Origin of the sequence: Halomonas sp. GXIMD04776 (genome assembly GCF_049808615.1) — a bacterium.
GTDB lineage: Bacteria > Pseudomonadota > Gammaproteobacteria > Pseudomonadales > Halomonadaceae > Modicisalibacter.
On the sequence record NZ_JBNCAN010000016.1, the window covers coordinates 1 to 16,946 of the forward strand.

Here is a 16,946-nt window from a genome sequence, read left to right on the forward strand (position 1 = left end):
AGCGTCGCCATGGTTGGTCCTCCCCGGTATGCGTTCAGCGGGTGAGACGGAATCGGCGGTCAGAAAATGCTCGCTGGCGGTGATAGGGGAAGTGTCGACGCCGGCATCACGGATTCAGGAATTAAAGAGAGCAAAGCGGTTGAACAACAACCTTGCAATATGGCGTTAGTGCAGCAATCCCATTCGACGCCGACTCTATCTACTTCTACGGTTACTAAGGAAACGATAATAATGCACAAGGAAAATCGTCGATGGAAAAGCTAGCACGAAAACTTCGACTACAGACCGATCCAATCATATTCTTCGTTTCAGCAGGCATCATGGTGGTATTTCTTATCACCTTGCTTCTGATCCCGGAAACCATCGAGCAGGCCTTTGGCGCCGGACGCTCCTGGATCGTTACCAACCTCGGTTGGTTTTTCATCTTCGGCGTCACCAGCTGGGTGATCTTTCTTTTATGGGTGGCGATAAGCCGCTATGGCACGATTCGTCTCGGTGGCAATAACGCTACGCCGGACTATGGCAACGTTTCCTGGTTCACCATGCTGTTCGCCGGCGGCATCGGCACCGTTCTGATGTTCTGGGGCGTGGCCGAGCCGATCTCCCACTTCTCCAACCCTCCGCATCCCGAGGTCGAACCTTTCACCGTGGAAGCCGCCGACGATGCCATTGGCTTTGCGATCTACCATCTGGGGCTCCATACCTGGGCGATCTTCACCCTGCCTGGGCTGGCCTTCGCCTATTTCATCTATCGCTATGATCTGCCCATGCGCTACAGCTCGGTGTTCTATCCGCTGATCGGCGATCGCATCTACGGGCCGCTGGGCAAGACGCTGGATGTCTTTGCCGTTCTCGGCACCTTGTTCGGCGTCGCGGTATCCATTGGTCTGGGCACCCAGCAGATCAATGCCGGTCTTACCGAGCTTCTCGGCATTCCGAATGCCGTCACCCCCAAGGTCATCATCATCGCTGTCCTGACCACTGTTGCCGTGAGCTCCATCGTTGCCGGGCTGGATTCCGGCGTAAAACTGCTGTCCAACATCAATATCGGCATGGCGGTTGGCCTGATGCTCTTCGTGCTGTTCACCGGATCCACGGTATTTTTGCTGCGCGCGACCATCGAGACCCTTGGTCTTTATATCTACAATATCGTGCCCATGGCCTTCTGGAATGACACCCTGGCGCAGTACACCCACGAGAAAGGCGGCTGGGGCTGGCAAGGCAACTGGACCGTCTTCTACTGGGCCTGGACTGTGACCTGGTCGCCGTTCATCGGCATCTTCGTGGCGCGCATCTCCCGCGGGCGCACCATTCGCGAGTTCGTCCTCGGCGTTCTCTTTGCGCCTTCGATCTTCACTCTGATCTGGTTCTCGATCTTCGGCTGGTCGGCGATGCAGATCGACGGTATCGGGGAAGACGCTCGTGCCGCCCTTGGCGATCAGGCCGGCGCGCTCTCCGCGGCAGTGGCGGAAAGCGTACCCCTGGCGATGTTCGCCTTCTTCGAGCATTTCCCCTTCGCCACCATCATCAAGGGGTTGGCGGTCATCATCGTGGCGATCTTCTTTGCCACTTCCTCGGACTCGGCCTCCCTGGTAGTGGATATGCTGTGCACCGGCACGCCGGAGCCGGGGCCCGTGCATCAGCGTTTGTTCTGGGGGATTTCCGAAGGGGTGCTGGCGGCCATGCTGATCGTGCTCGCCGGAGAAACCGGCCTGCTCGCCTTACAGCAGGTGATCACCGTCATTGGCCTACCGATCTTCATTCTGGCATTCGTCATGATGATCGCGCTGTACCGCGGCTTGACCAGTGAGCATATCAACAAGGTCACCGTGGGAGAGCCGCCTAGGGCGGAGGATTTGTAACCGCCTATTGTGTTGTTCACCGCCCGCCGAGCTGACAGCATAGCCAATTCGCTCGGGGGGCGGTGAACAACGCTTGCAGAAGATAGGCGAGCGTTTCGGAGGAGGGCCGTGTCCCTCTCAGGCTGATCTGACCGCGGCTTCGAGTGCTGCGATGTCGATCTTCTTCATCGTCATCATTGCCTCCATCGCGCGTTTGGCCTTGTCGCGGTCGGAGCTGGTCGTCAGTTCCATCAGCCGTTTCGGCGTGATCTGCCAGGAGAAATCCCAGCGGTCCTTGCACCAGCCGCAGTCGCTCTCCCTGCCGCCGTTCCCGACAATCGCGTTCCAGTAGCGATCGGTCTCCTCTTGGTCATCGGTCAGCACCATGAAGCTGACGGCCTCGTTCGGCGTGAAGACGGGGCCACCATTCAGTCCCAGGAACCGCCGGCCGAGCACGGTGAACTCGACGGTCAGTTCGTTGCCTTCCCGTCCGCCTGGGTAGTCGGTCGCGGCCGCGTTCACACGGTCGACATGGCTATGGGGAAAAGTGGCGGCGTAGAACGCCGCCGCCTTGCTTGCTTCGCCGTGGTCGAACCACAGGCAGGTGACGAGGTTGGTCATAGCGATTCTCCCTGAATCTTGGGGGTCGGCTCATTTCGTCGGATCGGAAAAGGATCCGGTCCGCCGGGCGCCTGGATCACGCCGTCCAGCGAGATGTGTTCGATGATCCGGATCTTTCTCACCGTTTCTCTCCAGAGTTTTTTTATCTTCCTATCCTGATGACGAATGAGCGGCGGATTTATCGACACTGACTTCTGCAACGCTTGTCGATTCATGACCGGATCATCCGTCGTAGGAATGCACAGATACGCGCAACTGATCTGCCGTATGGCATCAAGCGGCCAGTGATGGAAACGCTCCTGCTGCGATCATTCACTCAATTCATTGAAGGAGAAACAAGAATGACTTACGTCGACGGATTCGTTGCCGCGGTGCCCAACGAGAATAAAGAAGCGTTCAGACAACATGCCGAACAGGCGGCGGAGGTGTTCAAGGAGTACGGCGCTCTACAGGTGATCGAATGCTGGGGAGACGAGGTCCCCGACGGGGAGGTTTCCTCCTTCCCCATGGCGGTAAAGCTCAAGCCGAACGAAACCGTTGTTTTCTCGTGGATTACCTGGCCCTCCCGAGAAGTCAGGAATCAGGGTATGGATAAGGTCATGGCCGATCCCCGCCTGCAGCTTGAGACGAACCCCATGCCTTTCGATGGCAAACGCCTGATCTATGGCGGATTCGAGATCCTGGTTGATCGCTGAACGGTTGGCCGATTCTTCCGCTCCCAGACGAGGCGAGACCCGGCGGTGCATCAGCAAGTCGAGCTGGGGCTGCGCCATGGCCTGCCCCGAAGCTTGCCTCAACCAGCTGGGGTGCCTCGCCTGGGACGGCGGATGACTCTCACCACTCCGCTGTTGCCGCCGCCGCAGAAGAAGCGATCGCCGCCGTCGGACTCGAGCCCCGACACGCCCACACCCGGCGGCATCTCGATCCATTCCAGGAGCTCCCCCGTCTGCGGATCGAGCCGCCGCAGGTCACTCTGATCGTCCTGCCAGGTGCCGTGCCAGAGTTCGCCGTCGATCCAGGTGACCCCCGTGACGAAGCGCTCGGACGCGATGGTGCGCAGGACCGCGCCCGTCTCGGGATCGACCTGCTGGATCCGGCGGTCCCGATACTGGCCGACCCACAGCGACCCTTCGGCCCAGGCGAGCCCCGAGTTACCGTCGCCAGGAGGAGCCGGGAGCGTGGCCAGCACACGGCCGGTGTCCGGATCGATCTTCTGGATGCGATCCCCGGCTATCTGAAACAGGTGCCGACCGTCGAAGGCCGTGCCGGCATCGGCGGCGACGTCGAGCGAACGCAGTAGCTCACCGCTCGCCGGATCGAGAGCCGTGAGTTTGCCGTCGGTGGCGAACCAGATGTGCCGACCGTCATAACTGACCCCATGCACGCCCTCGACACCCGGGAAGGGGCCATGCTCACGGAGGATTTCGGCCGTTGATCGCTTCATGATGTTCTCCTGATGTGGTGGCTTCATGCATCAAGCCTAGTCACTTGGCAGGGGAGCGGGGAGTAACAAGGTTGTCGGGAATCCCGGCACGGAGGGTATCACCCAACGCCGCGCCCGCCCGCAACCGAATGGCTGTACCCTGCCAGCGGCAGCCAGCGCGTCGAGGGCTCGCTGCACGGTGCGCTGGCTGGTGTCGAGCGCCAGCGCCAAGGCCGAACTCGACCAGGCCTCGCCGTCGGCAAGCAGGGCCAGCAGCCTCGCATGCGCCTCCTCGACGGGCGGCGCCAGCACCACGACTTCGCGGCGGCCATGGGGTGCCAGCACGAACCCTCGCGACGTCGCGCTCACCCCGGCCAGGGTACCGAGCGCATGGCGCAGCCGCCCGATCTCGACCCGCAATCGCGCGCGATGTGATTCATCGGGGCGCTTCGCCCGGAAGGCGCGGGCGATGAGGGTGTGCCTCGGTACGTCGTCGGGCCAGGCCTCGCCCAGCGCACGGGCCAGGGTGAACAGCACCGGGCGACGGCCGAGCGCGATCACCCTGCGGGTGTCACGCACGACATGACGGCAGGCATCGACGACCAGCGCCTCCGAGGCTAGCAGCGCCTCGACCTCCTCGAGCCGCAGGGGCCGTTCCTCACCTAGCGCAATTAGACGCGCCGCAGGCTTTTCCAGGGCGCAAGCGACGCTCTCGACTTCCGCCATCAGGGCGGGGATAGCGGCGTCGTGCGCGGCCTGCTTGGCTCGTGCCAGGGCCGCGCGCGCTGTCTTCGTGCGCAGGCGGCGCATCGCGATCCCCGCGACCACCAGCTCGCAGGCAGTCCTCGAGGCGGGCCGCAGGACAGCGAAATCGAGACCGGCGAGCGTATGTTCGGCCTCGTCGAGGCGGCCGATCAGCAGCAGGTGCCGGGCCTGCAGGTAGCGCGTATGCGCGGCGTTCACCCGATCGCCGTATGTCTCCAGGGTCGCTCGCGCCGTGGCTAGTGCTTTCGCGGGCCAACCCAGATCGCGCGAGACCAGGGCGATCTCGGCCTCGGCGATGATACACCGCGCACGGGCCACCGCTTCCCTGGGACCGAATGCACGCGCGGCACTACGCAGCAGGGCCCTCGCACGCACGAAGTCGCCGAGCTGCGCCATCGCGATGCCGCGCAGCGCCAGTCCCGGAGCATCGTCGCGCAGGGCGACCCGGTTGAGGGCGCCGAGGGGATCACCCGCCGCCAGCGCCCGTGCCGCGGCCGCGATCAGCGCGTCCGCCCACCCAAATCCCGCCACAGTTGTTACTCCCGGGATGCGATACCTGTCGCCTAGTCTACCTCATGCCCCTTGGCTCTCAGGAGGATGCACGATGACCACGCACAAGATCGGAACACGCGAAGAATGGCTGGCGGCGCGACTCGCGCTGCTCGAGGAGGAGAAGGCGCTCACGCGGCGCAGCGACGAACTGGCGCGCCAGCGGCAGGCACTGCCCTGGGTGCTAGTCGACAAGGCGTATCGCTTCGAAACCGACGACGGCACCGCCTCGCTGGTCGACCTCTTCCGCGGCCGCTCGCAGCTGCTCGTTTATCACTTCATGTTCGGGCCCGACTACACGGCCGGCTGCCCTTCCTGCTCGGCGATTGCCGACGGCTTCGACGGCGTCGTCGCCCATCTGGCCCACCACGACGTCATGCTCTGGGCGATCTCTCGGGCGCCGCTCGCAAAGCTGCGGGCGTACAAGCGGCGAATGGGCTGGACCTTCCCTTGGGCGTCCTCGCTGGGCGGCGACTTCAACGCCGACTTCAGCGTCGCGTTCAGCGAATCTCAACAGCACGAGGGAGGTATTGAATATAACTACCGGCGCGAGGAGCCTCTCGCCGAAATACCGTCGCGCGGGATACCCGACGGGGACGCTATCGGCGCTGCCATGAGCGGAACGGACGTGGCTACCTACACGCGCGAGCGACCGGGCATGAGCGCCTTCGTGCTCGAGGACGGCATCGTCTATCACAACTACTCCACCTATGCGCGCGGGCTGGACGGTCTCTGGGGCATGTACCAGTGGCTCGACCGCGCTCCCAAGGGTCGCAACGAGAAAGGTGTCTGGTGGCGCCGCCACGATGAGTATGACAAGGACTGAGCGACGATGGATGTGATTGACGCAACGGCGAAACGTAAGCCCTTCGCCATGGGCGCCTGCCGATCTCGCGCCTGGCCGTTCGTCGTTCCTTTGAGTCCAAGGAGGCTTCGATTTGAGAGCGAGTTACGCGGCACTTAAAGCCAAACACGGAGACGAGCGTCGCGAGGCGATTCTGTTTCTGCTCTCTTTTGCATGCTGATAGCATCGCTCGATCAGTATATCGTCGTCACGCTTCCGCAGATCGCCCGAGACCTCGGCTATTCCGCCCAGACGCTGCAATCGGTCGCGAGCGCCTATGCGATCGCCTCCAGCGGCTTTCTGCTTTTCGGTGGAGCGCCTCCGACCTGCTTAGCCGACGCCAAGTGCCTGGTCGATTTGTGGCCGTGTCGTTCGTCGTCATCGTGACGCCGGGGTTTAGACGCCGGCCCGATTCGAGGAGAAAGGCATGCGCTACATGATTATCGTCAAGGCCACTCAGGATTCCGAGGCCGGCGTGATGCCCGGCGAGGACTTGCTCGCTCGCATGGCCGCCTATCATGAAGAATTGGCCAAGGCCGGCGTATTACTGGATGGATCGGGTCTGCTTCCCAGCTCGACCGGTTGGCGGGTGCGTTATGACGGCGACAAGCGCACGTTGATCGACGGGCCGTTCACCGAAAGCATGGAACTGATCACCGGCTATACGCTCATCCAGGTCAGGAGCCGCGAAGAGGCGGCAGAGTGGGTGCGGCGCTTTCCAAATCCAGCGATTGACGGTGGCGAGGCGGAGATCGAGGTGCGCCGCCTGTTCGAACTTGAGGATTTCGGTGAGTCTGAGGCGGTCGACCGCTTTCAAACGCTAGATAATCGCAACGAGTCGTAGTCCTGACCCTACCTCTTGAACTGTTCTTGATTCGATTGAAGGAAATACAAATGACAAATCCTGTCGTCTGGTTCGAAATATACGTGGCCGATATGGCGCGGGCGAAACGCTTTTACGAAACCGTGCTTGAACAAACGCTCGAGCGCCTCGACTCCCCCTTACCCGAGCTTGAGCTCTGGGCGTTTCCCATGGATCAGCAATCGGTCGGTGCCGGTGGCGCGTTGGTAAAAATGGAAGGCATGGCGCCTGGCGGCAACAGCACACTGGTATATTTCGACTGCGAGGATTGCGCCGTGGAAGCGGCGCGTGTCGTCGAGGCGGGCGGCCAGCTGCAACGCGAAAAGTGTTCCATCGAGGAGTATGGACATATCGCCCTGGTCATCGATACCGAAGGCAACATGATCGGTCTGCATTCGATGCGTTGATCAATCATCGCTACGGAGAACACCATGGAGTATCTACTGCTGATCGTCGAGGCGCGCGGGGATCGAGAGACCCGCAGTGAAGATGAAGGCCGGGCGCTGTATGACGAGATGGTGCGCTTTGGTGAAGATCTCGCCACTCGCGGCAAGCTGTTGGCCAGCCGCTCGCTGCGTCCGGACAAGCATGGCGTGCGGCTTCAACAAGCCGGTGGCAAACCGACGCTGCTGGACGGCCCCTTCGCCGAGTCGAAGGAAATGATCGGCGGCTTCTTCCTGATAGACTGCGCCGATCAAGATGAGGCCATTGCGATCGCCGAGCAATGCCCGGCCGCGCGTTTCGCCACAGTCGAGGTGCGTGAATGCGCGCCCTGCTATGTCGGTTGAGCGAGGACAGCTCATGTCGGTAACTACTCACCACCTCACGTCAAATGACGCCCCGCTGATGGAAACGTTATTGACGACCTTTGGTGAGGCCTTCGACGACATGCCATCTATACCGCACATCGCCCCAGCGAGACTTACCTACGGCGCTTGCTTGGTGGCGATTCCTTCATTGCGTTGGCTGCCTTGAAGGGCAGCGCGGTGACTGGCGATATCGCGGCCTACCAACTCAGGAAGTTCGAGCAGGAGCGCGGCGCCCATGTCATATTCGTGCAGGCCGATACCGGCGTCGAGAACGCGCCTACCATCGCGTTATACACGAAGCTGGGAAAGCGCGAAGATGTCCTGCACTTCGATATCGCCATCAGCGGCAGCAAGAAATCGGCCTGACGTCTGGCTCGGATGTCGATTTCGCCTCACGTCGTTCGTCGTCGAGACGAGCCCACCCAAGCGACGAACCCGACATTCGAGGAGTTAACCATGAGCACTCACGTCAAACCCATCCCCGAAGGCATGCACAGTCTCACCCCGCACCTCGTCTGCCGCGGTGCCAATGCGGCGATGGACTTTTATATTCAGGCTTTCGGCGCCACGGACGAGGGTCGCCTGCCAGGGCCCGACGACAAACTGATGCACGGCATGCTGCGTATCGGCGATTCGGCGCTGATGCTGGTCGACGAGAATCCGGACTGGGGCATGTCGAGCCCGCTGTCGCTGGACGGTTCGCCGGTCACCGTGCATCTGTACGTGGAGGATGTCGATGCAACGATCGCCCAGGCGGTGGCCGCCGGCGCACGCGTCACCATGCCCGCCGAAGACATGTTCTGGGGTGACCGCTACGGCAAGCTCGTCGACCCCTTCGGCCACGAGTGGTCGGTGGCCACCCACCTCCGCGACCTCAGCTCGGAAGAGATCCAGGCCGCTATGAAAAATGCTTGCCCCGAAGCATGAGGAGACCGCCATGGTTAGCCAGATCTTCGTCAACCTACCGGTCGCCGATCTCGAGGCGTCGATCGCCTTCTTCACTCGGCTGGGATTCACCTTCAACCCCGAATTCACCGACGATACGGCCACCTGCATGATCGTCGGCGACAATATCTTCGTGATGCTGCTCACCCGCGAGCGCTTCGCCGAGTTCACCCCGCTGCCGGTGAGCGATGCCCACGCGGTCACCGAGGTGCTGGTGGCGCTCGCGCTGGAGAGCCGCGAGGCGGTGGATGCCATGGTGCGCGAGGCGCTCGCCGCCGGCGGTGCGACCTATAATGAACCTCAGGATCACGGTTTCATGTATGGCTACGGCTTCCAGGATCTCGACGGTCATATCTGGGAGCTGGTGCACATGACGGGAGCACCCGGGAGCACGGCGTGACGAACCAGGAGCTTGTCGCAACCATCGAGGCGATCTGGCGCATCGAATCGGCAAGAGTCGTTGCCGGCCTCGCGCGCCTGACTCACGACCTAGGCCTGGCGGAGGACTTTGCCCAGGACGCCCTGGTCGCCGCACTGGAGACTTGGCCCAGCACGGGCATCCCCGATAATCCCGGCGCCTGGTTGATGGCTACAGCCAAGCGCCGCGCCCTCGATCGCCTGCGCCACCAGAGCATGGCCGCATCCAAGCATGTGGAACTCGCCCGGGAGTTGGATGCCCGCCACGCCTTGTTCGAACAGGCTTTGACCGAGCGGATTGATGCCACCCTCGATGGCGACATCGACGACGACGTCTTGCGCTTGCTCTTTACCGCCTGCCATCCGGTTCTCTCACCCGATGCACGCGCCGCCCTGACGCTGAAGGTGGTCGGCGGCCTCACCACGGAGGAGATCGCCCGGGCCTATCTCAAGTCTGAACCAACCATCGCGCAACGCATCGTGCGCGCCAAGCGCACCCTGACCGAGGCGCACGTGCCTTTCGAGGTGCCGCGCGGCGCGGCGCTCACACCGCGACTCGCCTCGGTGCTCCAGATCATCTACCTGATCTTCAACGAAGGCTATGCGGCCACCGCCGGCGATGACTGGATGCGACCGACGCTATGTGACGAGGCACTGCGCCTGGGCCGGGCGCTGGCCGAACTCATGCCGCAGGCGTCTGAGGTTCACGGCCTGGCGGCATTGATGGAGATACAAGCCTCGCGCCTGCCCGCTCGAGTCGATGCAAACGGCGATCCTATCCTGCTGCCGGACCAGGACCGAAGTCATTGGGATCATCTACTGATCCGCCGTGGCCTGGCCGCACTCGCCCGCGCCGAAGCACTGCCCGGCGCGTTTGGTCCCTACACGCTGCAAGCAGCGATTGCCGCCTGCCACGCGCGTGCCGCGACCCTTGAAGATACCGACTGGCCGCGCATCACGGCGCTCTACGACGCACTCGCTGTAATCGCCCCATCCCCGGTCATCACACTCAACCGTGCCGTCGCCGTCGGCATGGCCTTCGGCCCGGCGGCCGGGCTGGAGCTTGTCGATGGCCTGCTCGCGGAGCCAACACTGGCACACTACCATCTACTGCCCAGCGTGCGCGGCGACCTACTCGCCAGACTCGACCGCATCCCCGAGGCCCGCGCAGAGTTCGAACGCGCCGCCACCCTCACCCGCAATGGCCGGGAACGGGCCCTGCTGTTGGCGCGGGCGGCGGCGTGTACGGTAAAACGGCGACGACCCTAACTGTCAGGCACTCAAAGGAGAAAGTCTGATGAAAATCGAAGAGGTGTTTCCCTACCTTTGCGTCACAAACGCAGCTGCCGCCATCGATTTCTACCAGCGCGCGTTCGATGTGACCGAAACCAGCCGCCTCACCGAACCGACTGGACGCATCGGCCATGCCGAGCTGGCGTTCGGCCCCATGACGCTAATGCTCTCCGACGAGTTTCCCGGATACGACATCCACTCGGCTTCGACCATCGGTGATACACCCGTCACGATCCATCTGCATGTGGACGATGCCGATGCCGTGATAGCACATGCGGTCCAGGCCGGAGCAGTCCTTGAGCGCGCCCCCGAAGATCAGTTCTTCGGCGAGCGCTCCGGCGTCGTTCGAGACCCCTTCGGTCATCGTTGGTTGATTGGCCATCACATCGAGGATGTCCACAACGACGAGATGCAGCGCCGCTATACACAATTGCTAAAGGGCGACAGTGAACCTTCCGGTTGACAACCTGCGGCCCGCAACCGAAGCAAATCCGCTTCGCGGGTTTTACCGGGCAATGCTAATCGGGATATTGGCCTTGCTCGCTGGATGCTCGAATGGGCCAGCCGCATCCTCGACCGAGACTGCGGCGCGGCTCGCTTCAATCCATCGCGCCGAGTACTTGACCGTGGATGGCGCCGGACTCTTCCTCATGATCCGTGGCGAGGATCGACGCAGACCGATCCTACTGTGGCTGCATGGTGGGCCAGGCGGCGCGGAGCGCCCGCTGTTTCGTTACTATAACGGTGATCTGGAAAAGCACTTAGTGGTCGCCTACTGGGATCAGCGCGGCGCGGGCCGCTCCTTCGATCTGCAGGCCGATCCGCGGCGCTTGACCGTAGCGCGCCATCTCACCGACCTGGATGTCGTCGTCGATCATCTGCGCTACCAGTTTGGCCGCGACAAGATCATCCTCGTCGGCCATTCCTGGGGCAGCATGCTCGGCCTCCTCTATGCTCAACGCCATCCCGAGAAGGTGGCCGCCCTTATTGCGGTGGCGCCGCTGATCGCGCCACTTGAATCCCAGCGGCAGGAACACGCATTCATCCTCGGCGAGGCGACACGGCGACAGGACGAGGCCGTTCTGGCACGCCTGTGCGAGATCGGGCCACCGCCCTATGAAACGGCGGACCAGGTGCTGGCAATAGAGTCGCTGGCGGGCCGGTACGGCGCCGTCTTTCACCGCCAGCCCAACCGCTTCTGGGTACTGGTGGCCGGCGTGTTCCGCAGGCTCGTGACGCCTTGGGAGATTCCGCGCTTCCTCCGCGCCAACCGGGTATCGCTAGACGCGATGACCCCCGAACTCCTCACTCTCGATCTCACGCGTTCAGTGCCGCGAATCGCGGTGCCAGTGTTCTTTCTTCTCGGGCGCTACGATCATCATGCGGGCTCGGCCATCGCCGCGCATTACTTCAAGGTGCTCGAGGCACCAGAAAAGCGACTGATTTGGTTCGAGCACTCGGCGCACAATCCGCCCTTCGAGGAGCCTGCGCGATTAGATAAGGTCATCGAGCGCCTAGCACGGACTCTCGATAGCGGCGCATCGCCCCCTGGCTGCCTCCACCAAAGGAGGATTCAGACGCCATGACAGCCCTTGTGCCCTCCCTCCTCCTCTTGGCCACACTCGGCAGCGGCCTGATCGCCGGGCTGTTCTGTGTCTTCTCGAACTTCATGATGCGGGCTCTGGCGTGGATTCCGACACCGACCGGCATCGCCGCCATGCAGGCAATCAACCGGGCCATCGTGAATCCGGCGTTTCTCGTCGCATTCTTCGGTACCGGCGTCGCCTTCGCACTGGCCGTCCTCCTCGGATGGCGGCAACTCGACTCCGCCTCGCTCGCCTGGGCGATCGCCGGCGGTGCGGCCTATCTGATCGGCGGTATCGGCGTCACCCTGGCCTTCAACGTGCCCCTGAACGATCGCCTCGCCTCAGCTGATCCCGACAGCGAGGAAGGCTCGGCGGCATGGGCGATATATCTCGTGACCTGGGTGCGCTGGAATCACCTGCGTTCGATCGCGACTCTGATCTCCACCCTATGTTCGATCATCGCAATATGGCTCGCGAACGGTCACGGGTAAGCCGGGGCCTTTTCGGATTCAATCTGACCCGGCCCGGATACCGCATTGAATGAACACAAGGTAGCTTATGGAACCGGAAGTGCTCACCATCTTCGCCATAGCCTTCGTGATGATCAGCTATCTTGCCTGGAAACATTGGCATTGAGAGGCGACCCGTGTCGAGGACCGGTAAAGCGCTCATATGGCTCGCCGTTGTTGCGGCGGCGATTTCGGTTCTATTTGCGGTTTCGCTGGCCCTGCCGGTGCCTGCCTGGCGCACCGGGCGGCTTCCGGCGCCGCCCCTCCCGGTTGTCGAGAACGGGCCGAAGATCGAAGCGCCGGAACGCATCTGGATCGATACCGACGCGGCCTGCGGTATCGCGCGTCGTGCGGACCCCGACGACTGCCTCGCACTCATGCTGTTGGCCCGCACGCCGGATATCGAGATCGTAGGCATCTCCACCGTATTCGGGAATGCCGAGCTCGATATGACAGACCGGACGACTCGCAGGCTAGCAAGCAAACTGCGTGAGGACGGCGCCCGAGTACCGGCGGTGCGGCGCGGAGCCGATGCGCCGAGTGCTTCGTCGGCACCGGCGCAGGACGCGCTGAGGCGCGCGCTTGCCGATGGCCCCCTGACCCTCATTGCCCTCGGACCGCTAACGAACATCGCCGCCGCGCTTGAAGGGCGGCCTGACCTGCAGGCGAACGTCGTGCGAATCGTGGCCGTCATGGGCCGCAGACCGGGGCATATCTTTCATCCCTCCGAAGGCAATGGCGAGGGCGTGCTTTTCGGCCATGGCCCCATTTTTCGCGACCTGAATTTCGACAAGGATCGGGAGGCCGCCACAAAGGTGCTTGCCATGGGGCTGCCTCTATCCTTGATTCCTTATGATGTGGCACGCGAGGTCAGCTTGACGGGCCCCGATCTTGACCAGATCGCGCGCTCAGGAGTGACCGGAGCATGGATCTCATCCCGCGCCCAGGGCTGGCTCGAGTTCTGGCAGGAAGAGATCGGCCAGGACGGCTTCCATCCATTCGATCTTCTGGCTGCGGCTTATGCCCTCGATTCGTATCTCTTCGATTGCGCCGCAGCCGATGCCTGGGTCGGCAAGGATGAACGGCTGAGCAATGTCTGGTTCTACGATCCCGTGGCCCTTCAGGTAGGAGGCACGGCGGAGCGCCCGGCGGACCCACGTGCCGAAAACGAGGCGATCTATTGCGTGACCGCCGATGCCGCCTTGCATCGCCGACTGATGGACGGGTTGACCGGAATGGGTAGGCAGGCTTCGATCGATTAGAGACCGATGGGAGAAAACGCCGGCCCAGTTGCCGATGGTGATCTACCGGTTTCAGCGTGGTTGCCCCTGACCCAAATGACCGGATGCCCCCTCTGACGGCATGGAAGTGGAAATCTTGGCTTCATCCTTATGCCGATTCTTCGCGATCAGCACATACAGCGAGGGCACCACGAACAGGGTGAACAATGTGCCGATCGCCATGCCACCCACCAGCACCAGGCCGATGGAGTTGCGTGCCGCAGCCCCGGCGCCGGTCACCAGCACCAGCGGAAAGTGGCCGGCGATGGTGGCGATGCTGGTCATCAGTACCGGGCGCAGGCGGATCATTGCCGCCTCGTGTACGGCGTCGAGTTTGCTGGCGCCCTGTTGCTGCAGCTTATTGGCGAATTCGACGATGAGGATACCGTTCTTGGCGATCAATCCGACCAGGGTGACCATGCCGACCTGGGCATAGATGTTCATGGTCGTGGTCCAACCGTTGGTCCAGTACGGCATGTTGGGATCGGGCATCTTCAGCACGGTGAAGATCAGCGCACCGAACATCGCCAGCGGCACCGAGCCGGCGAGGATCACTAAGGGGTCGCGGAACGAATTGAACTGAACCGCCAGCACCAGAAAGATCATCAGCACGGCCAGCGAGAACGCCGGCAGGAACTTGTTGCCCTCGGTGCGCAACTGGCGCGACTCGCCGGTGTAGTCGAAGCTGTAGCCCGGTGGCAGGATCTCGCGAGCAGTATCTTCAAGAAAGCCGAGGGCCTCGTCCAGGGTGCGGGCGCTCACGCCGGAGAGCTTTACCGCGTTGAGCTGCTGAAAACGGTTGAGCGAGCGAGCCACGACCGAGTGCTCGATATGGGCGACCGTGGACAGCGGCACCATCTGATCATCAGGGCCAGTGATATAGATATTACGCAGTTGCTCGCTGTTGAGGCGATCATTGCGTCGAATCTGCGGGATCACCTTATAGCTGCGGCCATCCATATTGAAGCGGTTGACGAAATCGCCGCCGGTGGCCACTGCGAGGTCTGCACCAACCTGGGATAGTCGCAACCCCAGCGTCGCCACCTTGTCGCGGTCGAACACTAGCGTCGCCTGGGGCTGATCGAGCTTCATATCGATGTCGGGGGGAAAGAAAAACAGTCCGCTCTGCATCGCCCTCCTCTGCAACTCCTGGGCAAACTCGAACAGACGCTCGGCATCGGCGGTGGAGGTGATGAGAAACTCCACCGGGAAGTTGCTGCCGCCGGGCAGCGCCGGCGGCGTGGTCATGAACACCTGAATCCCCGGTATCTTCGACACCTCGGCCTGCACCTCCGGCAGGATCTGGGTCACCGTTCGGGTACGCTCGCCCCAGGGCTTCACCACCACGCCACTGAAGCCGTCCGCGCCAATCGTCGCACCGATCGAAGGTGGAAACAGCAATTGAAAGGTCAACGCGGCCTCCGGAACGTCCAGCATGACTTGTTCGGCTGCCTTGGCGTAGACCGCGTTCTGGTCGGTGGTCGCGTTGGCGGCGGTATTGATGATGCCGAACAGCACGCTCTGATCCTCGGTCGGCGCCAACTCCTTGGGCGAGAACAGGAACATCGGGATAGTGCACAGACTTACCAGAATCCATACCAGATAGACCGCAGGCCTCGCCTTGAGCGTGGCGCCGAGCGTGCGGCCATAGGCCTCGCGCAGGCGATCGAAACGATGATTGAGCCAACCGCTCAGACCGCGCTCTTCGTCCTTGGCACTGCGCAGCAGCGTCGCGGCCATGGTCGGCGAAAGCGTCAGCGCGACCACGCCGGAAATCGCTACCGCACCCGCCAGGGTGAAGGCGAACTCTCGGAACAGCGCACCGGTCAAGCCGCCCTGCAGGCCGATCGGTATATACACAGCGACCAAGGTGACGGTCATGGCGATGATCGGTGCGACCAGCTCCCGAGCGCCGAGCAAGGCGGCTTCACGCGGGGTGCGTCCCTCGCGCAAATGCCGCTCCACGTTCTCCACCACCACGATGGCATCATCGACCACCAGGCCGACCGAGAGCACGATGGCAAGCAGCGTCAACAAGTTGAGGGTGAAGCCGAACAACTGCATCAGAAAGATGCCGCCGATCAGCGATACCGGAATCGCCATCACCGGTACCAGTACCGAACGCACCGAGCCGAGGAACAGAAAGATCACCGCGATCACGATCAACAGGGTGTCGGTGAGCGTGCCGGTCACCTCGTCGATGGCGTTACTGACATACTCCGAGGCGTCATAGCCGATGCTGGCCTCCAACCCGGCTGGCATATCCTCCTTGATCCGCTCGAGCTCCGCGCGCACGCCGTCGATCACCTCGATGATGTTGGCGTTGGGCTGTGGGAACACGCCGGCAAACACCGCCGTCTGTCCCGAATAGCGCACCAGGGTGTCATAATCCTCGGCACCCAGCTCCACATCGGCGATGTCCTCCAGACGCACGATGGTGTCGTCCTGCTGATAGATGACCAGGCGGCGAAAGTCCTCCGGGCTGTGCAGATCGGTGTTCGCCGCGAGCTTGGTCTGCACCAGCGCACCCTTGGTATTACCGATGGCGGCCAGATAGTTGTTGGCTGCCAGCGCCTCGCGTACCTGCAAGGGACTGATATGCAGCGCCGCCATGCGCTCGGGCTTGAGCCAGACGCGCATGGCGAAGGTACGTGCGCCGAAGATCTCGATCCGCTGCACGCCGGTGACCGACGAGAGGCGCGGCTGCACCACCCGGGTCAGATAATCGGTGATCTGCTCCGGCGTCAGGATGTTGGAAGAAAAGCTCAGATAGGCCGCGGCGAACTCCGAGTCCGCCGATTGCACGCTGATGGCTGGCACCTGGGCCTCGGCGGGCAGGTCGCTGCGTACCTGATCGACCTTCGACGAGATGTCGGCCAGTGCCTTGGTCGAGTCGTAGTTGAGCTTGAGCCGGGCGGTGATGATCGAGATGCCCTGCAGGCTCTTCGATTCGATGTAATCGATGCCTTCCGCCGCCCCGATGGCACGCTCCAACGGCGTAGTGATGAAGCCACGCACCAATTCCGCGCTGGCGCCGACATACACTGTCGAGATCTGCACCGATGCATTTTCACTCAGGGGATACTGGCGCACACTCAGCGAATGCCAGGCACTGAGGCCGGCGATAAGGATGATGAGATTGACCACGATCGCCAGCACTGGGCGACGAATGAAGATATCGGTAAAGTTCTGCACGGAGCGA

At 62.4% G+C, this 16,946-nt stretch carries 18 protein-coding genes and 1 pseudogene; 14 read left to right on the forward strand and 5 right to left on the reverse strand.

All coding sequences use genetic code 11. The features are described 5' to 3' along the window. Positions 1–251 precede the first annotated feature (251 nt). On the forward strand, positions 252–1,862 hold the full coding sequence (locus ACPF7Z_RS11815) for a BCCT family transporter (RefSeq protein ID WP_425193449.1): 1,611 nt from the start codon (positions 252–254) through the stop codon (positions 1,860–1,862). A gap of 117 nt (positions 1,863–1,979) precedes the next feature. On the opposite strand, the gene ACPF7Z_RS11820 is transcribed toward ACPF7Z_RS11815, so the two are convergent. Continuing rightward, positions 1,980–2,462 (reverse strand): VOC family protein, encoded by a 483-nt coding sequence (locus ACPF7Z_RS11820; RefSeq protein WP_425193450.1) that lies wholly within the window; start codon positions 2,460–2,462, stop codon positions 1,980–1,982. Further along, the gene (locus tag ACPF7Z_RS11825) at positions 2,459–2,677 is read right to left on the reverse strand and encodes a hypothetical protein (protein WP_425193451.1); all 219 of its coding nucleotides are present in this window, start codon (positions 2,675–2,677) and stop codon (positions 2,459–2,461) included. The genes ACPF7Z_RS11820 and ACPF7Z_RS11825 overlap by 4 nt, the downstream gene beginning before the upstream one ends. A 126-nt stretch (positions 2,678–2,803) precedes the next feature. Between ACPF7Z_RS11825 and ACPF7Z_RS11830 the strand changes: the two genes are divergently transcribed. Next, positions 2,804–3,157, forward strand: coding sequence for a DUF1428 domain-containing protein (locus ACPF7Z_RS11830; RefSeq protein ID WP_425193452.1), 354 nt, complete (start codon positions 2,804–2,806; stop codon positions 3,155–3,157). A 98-nt stretch (positions 3,158–3,255) separates the two neighbouring features. Here ACPF7Z_RS11830 and ACPF7Z_RS11835 read toward each other — a convergent pair whose 3' ends face one another. Beyond that, entirely contained in the window at positions 3,256–3,906 is a 651-nt protein-coding gene (locus ACPF7Z_RS11835; protein ID WP_425193453.1) for a glutamine cyclotransferase, read from the reverse strand. Positions 3,907–3,942: 36 nt separating this feature from the next. Further along, a complete protein-coding gene (locus tag ACPF7Z_RS11840; protein WP_425193454.1) occupies positions 3,943–5,181 on the reverse strand; it encodes a helix-turn-helix domain-containing protein in 1,239 nt (412 codons plus the stop codon). Between the two features lie 73 nt (positions 5,182–5,254). Between ACPF7Z_RS11840 and ACPF7Z_RS11845 the strand changes: the two genes are divergently transcribed. The 12 genes and pseudogenes from ACPF7Z_RS11845 (at position 5,255) to ACPF7Z_RS11900 (ending at position 13,726) form a co-directional block, all read left to right on the forward strand. After that, positions 5,255–6,025 carry a DUF899 domain-containing protein gene (locus ACPF7Z_RS11845; RefSeq protein ID WP_425193455.1) on the forward strand — a complete coding sequence of 257 codons (771 nt, stop codon included), beginning with the start codon at positions 5,255–5,257 and terminating at the stop codon, positions 6,023–6,025. A 445-nt stretch (positions 6,026–6,470) separates the two neighbouring features. Then, entirely contained in the window at positions 6,471–6,887 is a 417-nt protein-coding gene (locus tag ACPF7Z_RS11850; protein WP_425193456.1) for a YciI family protein, read from the forward strand. Between the two features lie 50 nt (positions 6,888–6,937). Next, entirely contained in the window at positions 6,938–7,312 is a 375-nt protein-coding gene (locus tag ACPF7Z_RS11855; protein WP_425193457.1) for a VOC family protein, read from the forward strand. Between the two features lie 24 nt (positions 7,313–7,336). Continuing rightward, positions 7,337–7,693, forward strand: coding sequence for a YciI family protein (locus ACPF7Z_RS11860; RefSeq protein WP_425193458.1), 357 nt, complete (start codon positions 7,337–7,339; stop codon positions 7,691–7,693). Between the two features lie 13 nt (positions 7,694–7,706). Then, positions 7,707–8,080: pseudogene (locus ACPF7Z_RS11865) on the forward strand (AAC(3)-I family aminoglycoside 3-N-acetyltransferase). A gap of 90 nt (positions 8,081–8,170) precedes the next feature. Further along, positions 8,171–8,641 (forward strand): VOC family protein, encoded by a 471-nt coding sequence (locus ACPF7Z_RS11870; RefSeq protein ID WP_425193459.1) that lies wholly within the window; start codon positions 8,171–8,173, stop codon positions 8,639–8,641. Between the two features lie 10 nt (positions 8,642–8,651). Further along, entirely contained in the window at positions 8,652–9,059 is a 408-nt protein-coding gene (locus tag ACPF7Z_RS11875; RefSeq protein ID WP_425193460.1) for a VOC family protein, read from the forward strand. Beyond that, on the forward strand, positions 9,056–10,345 hold the full coding sequence (locus ACPF7Z_RS11880) for an RNA polymerase sigma factor (protein ID WP_425193461.1): 1,290 nt from the start codon (positions 9,056–9,058) through the stop codon (positions 10,343–10,345). Before ACPF7Z_RS11875 ends, ACPF7Z_RS11880 begins: the two co-directional genes overlap by 4 nt. Positions 10,346–10,373: 28 nt before the next feature. Continuing rightward, positions 10,374–10,832 (forward strand): VOC family protein, encoded by a 459-nt coding sequence (locus ACPF7Z_RS11885; protein ID WP_425193462.1) that lies wholly within the window; start codon positions 10,374–10,376, stop codon positions 10,830–10,832. Between the two features lie 73 nt (positions 10,833–10,905). Beyond that, complete coding sequence (locus ACPF7Z_RS11890; RefSeq protein WP_425193463.1) at positions 10,906–11,955, forward strand: alpha/beta hydrolase; 1,050 nt, start codon at positions 10,906–10,908, stop codon at positions 11,953–11,955. Then, entirely contained in the window at positions 11,952–12,446 is a 495-nt protein-coding gene (locus ACPF7Z_RS11895; RefSeq protein ID WP_425193464.1) for a DUF1772 domain-containing protein, read from the forward strand. Before ACPF7Z_RS11890 ends, ACPF7Z_RS11895 begins: the two co-directional genes overlap by 4 nt. 155 nt (positions 12,447–12,601) lie before the next feature. Further along, entirely contained in the window at positions 12,602–13,726 is a 1,125-nt protein-coding gene (locus ACPF7Z_RS11900) for a nucleoside hydrolase (protein ID WP_425193465.1), read from the forward strand. A 51-nt stretch (positions 13,727–13,777) separates the two neighbouring features. Here ACPF7Z_RS11900 and ACPF7Z_RS11905 read toward each other — a convergent pair whose 3' ends face one another. Further along, on the reverse strand, positions 13,778–16,939 hold the full coding sequence (locus ACPF7Z_RS11905) for an efflux RND transporter permease subunit (protein ID WP_425193466.1): 3,162 nt from the start codon (positions 16,937–16,939) through the stop codon (positions 13,778–13,780). Positions 16,940–16,946 lie beyond the last annotated feature (7 nt).

What these genes read in the sequence shown, in the direction of transcription:
- ACPF7Z_RS11850 (WP_425193456.1), top strand. Translation starts at nt 6,471, where the DNA reads ATGCGCTACATGATTATCGTCAAGGCCACTCAGGATTCCGAGGCCGGC.
- ACPF7Z_RS11855 (WP_425193457.1), top strand. Translation starts at nt 6,938, where the DNA reads ATGACAAATCCTGTCGTCTGGTTCGAAATATACGTGGCCGATATGGCG.
- ACPF7Z_RS11875 (WP_425193460.1), top strand. Translation starts at nt 8,652, where the DNA reads ATGGTTAGCCAGATCTTCGTCAACCTACCGGTCGCCGATCTCGAGGCG.
- ACPF7Z_RS11830 (WP_425193452.1), top strand. Translation starts at nt 2,804, where the DNA reads ATGACTTACGTCGACGGATTCGTTGCCGCGGTGCCCAACGAGAATAAA.
- ACPF7Z_RS11870 (WP_425193459.1), top strand. Translation starts at nt 8,171, where the DNA reads ATGAGCACTCACGTCAAACCCATCCCCGAAGGCATGCACAGTCTCACC.
- ACPF7Z_RS11825 (WP_425193451.1), bottom strand. Translation starts at nt 2,677, where the DNA reads ATGAATCGACAAGCGTTGCAGAAGTCAGTGTCGATAAATCCGCCGCTC.
- ACPF7Z_RS11835 (WP_425193453.1), bottom strand. Translation starts at nt 3,906, where the DNA reads ATGAAGCGATCAACGGCCGAAATCCTCCGTGAGCATGGCCCCTTCCCG.
- ACPF7Z_RS11845 (WP_425193455.1), top strand. Translation starts at nt 5,255, where the DNA reads ATGACCACGCACAAGATCGGAACACGCGAAGAATGGCTGGCGGCGCGA.
- ACPF7Z_RS11820 (WP_425193450.1), bottom strand. Translation starts at nt 2,462, where the DNA reads ATGACCAACCTCGTCACCTGCCTGTGGTTCGACCACGGCGAAGCAAGC.
- ACPF7Z_RS11895 (WP_425193464.1), top strand. Translation starts at nt 11,952, where the DNA reads ATGACAGCCCTTGTGCCCTCCCTCCTCCTCTTGGCCACACTCGGCAGC.
- ACPF7Z_RS11815 (WP_425193449.1), top strand. Translation starts at nt 252, where the DNA reads ATGGAAAAGCTAGCACGAAAACTTCGACTACAGACCGATCCAATCATA.
- ACPF7Z_RS11860 (WP_425193458.1), top strand. Translation starts at nt 7,337, where the DNA reads ATGGAGTATCTACTGCTGATCGTCGAGGCGCGCGGGGATCGAGAGACC.
- ACPF7Z_RS11885 (WP_425193462.1), top strand. Translation starts at nt 10,374, where the DNA reads ATGAAAATCGAAGAGGTGTTTCCCTACCTTTGCGTCACAAACGCAGCT.